General features: G+C 37.1%; 4 protein-coding genes. 1 reads left to right on the top strand and 3 read right to left on the bottom strand.

What is annotated here, in order from left to right; all coding sequences use genetic code 11:
• The first annotated feature begins 929 nt into the window (after positions 1-929).
• Positions 930-1,799 (top strand): nucleotidyltransferase domain-containing protein, encoded by an 870-nt coding sequence (locus JOD20_RS26160; protein WP_204758115.1) that lies wholly within the window; start codon positions 930-932, stop codon positions 1,797-1,799.
• Between the two features lie 45 nt (positions 1,800-1,844).
• On the opposite strand, the gene JOD20_RS26155 is transcribed toward JOD20_RS26160, so the two are convergent.
• From JOD20_RS26155 to JOD20_RS27070, 3 genes are all read right to left on the bottom strand, one after another.
• Entirely contained in the window at positions 1,845-3,179 is a 1,335-nt protein-coding gene (locus JOD20_RS26155) for a putative sensor domain DACNV-containing protein (RefSeq protein ID WP_204758114.1), read from the bottom strand.
• A gap of 38 nt (positions 3,180-3,217) precedes the next feature.
• Entirely contained in the window at positions 3,218-4,180 is a 963-nt protein-coding gene (locus JOD20_RS26150) for a patatin-like phospholipase family protein (protein WP_204758113.1), read from the bottom strand.
• A gap of 185 nt (positions 4,181-4,365) precedes the next feature.
• Positions 4,366-4,671, bottom strand: a complete 306-nt coding sequence (locus JOD20_RS27070; protein WP_420828967.1) for a tyrosine-type recombinase/integrase — start codon at positions 4,669-4,671, stop codon at positions 4,366-4,368.
• Positions 4,672-4,859: the final 188 nt, after the last annotated feature.

Genomic DNA, 4,859 nt, shown 5'->3' with positions numbered 1-4,859 from the left:
ACGCGATTGGGCAATGGTATGGGCCTCCGCCACCCATCGCGTTGGATCGCTATTGTCCCGCATCAGCCGCTACGGCGAAATGGTGACATACTGATCATCCTAAATACATATCGAACACAACTGCAATCAAACTATCAAAACCACCGTCTATGTCAACTGCGGATATATTCCCAAACTAGGTTTACTAAGCAAGAAGAACGTTGTACCATAACACCTCTGAAAAGTATCAAAACAGATATATCTTAAAATATATATCGAAGATTGTAGGTATATGTTCATCGCGAGGTCAATCATCAAAGTTGGACTCTCATATTATAAGGCATTCTTTCGGGGAAAACATAAAGGACATGCTAGGATTCTAGCATGCCCTTTTCTCAAGTATTTGCTATTCGTCGAAAAAAGAAAGCTTAAGCTGCTTTAGATATATTTGGTGCTTCTATCGATTGGAAATTGGAACTAAAAGTAAATTCCCCCAAAAACTATCACTTCCGTACATTTGAGCTGTTTTTGAATCTACAGATGTTATATTAGTTACTCAGAGAAGTAATGTAAGAAAGATCGTGTGCGTTACTTCTTATGCCTATTCTTTTGTTTGAGTGTTGAAATTTAATCAAGATTAGAATCTTGCTTGTTGGGGACAGCTAGGCCAAACCCTGAGATCGATATAGTGACTTTTGATGAAAAATAGCCCCTATACGGTGTAAGTGTCCATTTACCCACGAAGTTGTACCTATGATTGCTTGACACAGACTGTTCTTTGCATAGCAGAGAAAATATGGTTGTTCAAAGCACATTCCGTTGCCAAGTAGGCACAGGCAGAATACTTTACCCACTATTTGTTTGGGTTTAATTCTGACCTTGTGGTTTAATATAATGTAGTATAATAAATTTTATAGAAGATGCAGAAAATACTGTATAGGAGATAACTATTGGCACATCTTATTCTTGAAGCTGATATATCACGTTATAGCGCAGCACCTGCTCCAACCACAGTAGATGCAGCCGTTTCGCTTCACAATAATATTCGTGACACACTTGGTAGTGGATATGAAACTTTTTTACAGGGTTCATATAAAAATGATACTGGAATTGTCGATATCAATGACGTAGATATTGTTGCACTTCGTAAGCAAACTACTAGTACTCATTTTACTGGAACGGTAGCACGGTATCCCATTACATGGGATGAGATTTTTCAGGAAATACAAAGTAAGTTGGAAGGTTCGTATCATTACCGTGGAAAAACTGAGCGAAGCGATAAATGTATTACAGTTAATACCAATTTCAAGGCTGACGTTGTGCCTGCTATATTCATAAGCAGTGATGGATTAGATCCGATTTCTATTTATTCATTTAGAGGATTGTCCGAAAGAAAGAACTTTCCTCGTGTGCATTATTATAATAATATACAAAAGCATGCACGCACATCTAAAGTCTATAAATCTCTTGTTCGTATGTTTAAACGATGGACAAAAAACTGGTTTCCTCATAAAAAAATAGCTCCATCTTTCTATATCGAATGCCTTATTTATAATGTTCCTGATGAAAATTTTGTTTCTGATCGAGCAGTATCACTATCACTAATAGGCAATTATATTATCAATAATTATACAAGAAATTCTATCATTATGAGTGTTGCTAATGATAAGGATATCTTGACTAACCAAGAATGGAACCCCGATAATTTTGAGGTGTTTCAAACCCAACTTAAAGCGTCAGTGAGTAAGATTGATCGGGCACTTAAAGCGACATCTCTGGTAGAAGCCCGGAGATTATGGCTTGAAGCATTTAATGAATAAACCTATTGAAAAAATATGTATAGCGATTTGATATCCTGTTTAATTTCATCCAAGTACCATATTCGCGTTAGTTATATCTATGTTTCTTTTGATCATTATGCTTTTATTGTCACGCCAAATAAGAGTAATATCTCCATCTTGTGAGATGACAAAAGCAAATACATTATCTGTTGATGCGCACAGCCTAATTGCAGATCGATGTCTCATACCAAATTGTTCGATGTTAAATCGTTCTTTTTTTCCTGCAAACCAATCCTTTGAAGTGTATATCTTATTTGAATATTCATGACTGGATATAATCTCAGCACCAAATCCTATTACCTCTAGAGAAGTATTTAAAATTATTGCTCCATCTGTTCCAGCTAAATTTCCTATTAGCGTTGTAGATTCTCCCAGTAGCCTTTCAGAGTTGGCTAATGAAAGATCAATAATATGTTTTTCTGAATCAGAAATATCACTATATTCTGTTTTTTGATCGGAATAAAACTCTTCAACTGTCATTATATCGTTAATCTTATGTCTTATATTCATATAGTCAACGTATCTTTGAGATAGTATATTCTTTGAGCTAATCTTGTATTTTATTTTAAAAAGTTTTTTCAAATCACTCTCCGTATTATTATTTCCTGAAATCACCAATGTACCACCATGATTCATTTGCTGAATAACGTTAACGATACTTACTAATACATTTATATAACAAATCCATTCAAATCCATACCATTCTTTAGGATGTTCATATATGGGTGTTTCGATTGATTCTCTTAATAAATTTGTACCTTCTTTAAGAAATTTATGAACCCCAACTAACTGATTCGATATCATATCTTCTGTTTGTGCTCGAATAAGCTGACCAGAAGAAAGTGTTGCAACTTTATATTGTCCTTGATATACACTTAATCGTCCATATCCTAATATATTTACAATTAATGCTGAAGGAGGAGAATCATAACGATAAGCTCGTCCTCTCCGAGCAATGGCCCAACTTGATCCTTGATTTACCAAACCATGAATTGAAACTTGGGAATCTGGTACGTCACTATATGTTATCCAAATAGATGTTGATTCTGTAGAAGCTACCGGAGCTAAACGACGCAGTTCACTAACTACTAGTTCTCTATCTACTTCAAATTCCCATGTTTCTACTAACTCTTCAGAGTTTTGTCGTTTAACTAACTCAGATAAAGGAGTACAACATATAGAGAATGTTAATGCTCTACCTTCGTCCATTTCCAAGCTTGCAAGATAAGATACTTCTAATATCTTCTCTAGTATTTTTTTGCTAGGACAGTTTGGTGGGGAATATTCGCCAGAAATTAGATTCTCCCACCGATTATGGACGAAGTTCGCTAAGTCAGATGGAAAATAGTGTTTACTCATAATTCACCATATATCTAAATTCAATGATATAATATTAGTTATATTATTAAGCTTCGTATTTCATTCTCTCGTGATGCAAATGATTCGCGCCCCCTTTGATGTAAAATACTGAGTTTATTGAGATTATGTTCCATGAGATCCGTTGCCATTTCTGGCTTCTCAAATGTATCACTAATACGAATAGTTTTAATATCATGAAATAGAATAGATCTTAATTGCTCCATTGATTGAGTATTAATTTCAAGTGTTTTCTGTAATATTTGAATACTAAGTAGGTATTTTTTCAAAAGTCTCATCATACCTGTTGCTTTTGGTTCAGGATAGACCCCAACACCTACGCTTAGTACTCTAATATCGGTCCTTTTCTTTTTCATTGCACCTAATGCATCGGCAATTGCATATAGAGTTGGATTATTGGCACAATATCCACCATCCACTAATTCTACTGTATCGCCTGTAGCAGTAGTAATAATCTTTCGATCAAAGAATGGATATGCTGAACAAGATGCTTGCACTGCATCAGCTACGGCTACACCAAATCCTGGTTGAAATGTACCCTTGCGACCATGAGCTTGCTCGACACTTCCTTTGAATATCATGGGTCGTTCAATAATCCATTTGGTAGTAACCACACCGATGCCAGTTTTTACATCCTCAAATGTTGCTTTACCAAACACCTCGTGAGCAAGTTCAGCCAAGGCTTTTGTTTTCTCATGAGGTTTTCTTATTTTCATTACTTTTGGGACATATTTTTGATATAGCATATGGATTTGGGCAATTTCATAGCCTAGGGCAATGAGAGTACCTATAATGGAGCCAGTACTTGTTCCAAATATTAAATCAAACCTCTTGTAAAGTGGGCAATTGAGCATTCCTTCAATTTCTTTAAGAACACCAAGCGTGTAGAATCCCTTAGCACCCCCACCATCAAGACTAAGTATGCGATATAGACCATCTTTTGCATGTTCTGTAGTTAATGTTGAATTGATGTAATTATTCATTGCACATATTCACCTTTAATAACCTAACGATTCCAAGACCCTTACTTTCACCAAAAGTCACTATTTCGACTTTTCAGCAGACTGGCATTGATCTCGGGGATAAGCTTAACGGTCGAGTGTCTGACTAATTCATTAGTATGTTCGGTTCCGCCCAAAGACACCAAGATCTAATGGTGACTTACTAGTTAATTAACTATATCGTCCTCGTAAGCATTGAGAGAGAGGTGATTAACTCGCTCCTCAAGTTCATTGGCCGTTGGCAGTGTATACAAACTGGTCGTATTGAGATTGCTATGACCCATCAGTCGTGCCAAACCTATTAAGTCACTAGGATGGTTTGCCAAATAACGACGGGCAAAGGTATGACGTAACCTATGCGGAGTGGCATTCGCCGGAACCAGATTTCGTGCTGCAGTGACCCGAATCAATCCATGGATCATACCCCATAGTGCGGTTGCACTCAGTCGGTTCCCTTTTTGACTCTGCCACAATGGTACTGATCGACCGCTCGAATTGGCGGTTGTCCATGCCAACGCAACGTCTTTTAATGTACATGGAACACCGAGCAATGGCGAGGCATACGCTGGAAACTCAGCAACGACATAGTATGCCTATGTCTGTCGTTTGGATGGCACACACCAAGCGAACATGTGTTGGTCTAGGCAGCCACGCAACGGTT

The organism is Herpetosiphon giganteus (assembly GCF_016907925.1).
GTDB lineage: Bacteria > Chloroflexota > Chloroflexia > Chloroflexales > Herpetosiphonaceae > Herpetosiphon > Herpetosiphon giganteus.
The sequence above is the reverse complement of the archived record's forward strand: the minus strand, read 5'-3'. Positions and strand labels throughout refer to the sequence as shown.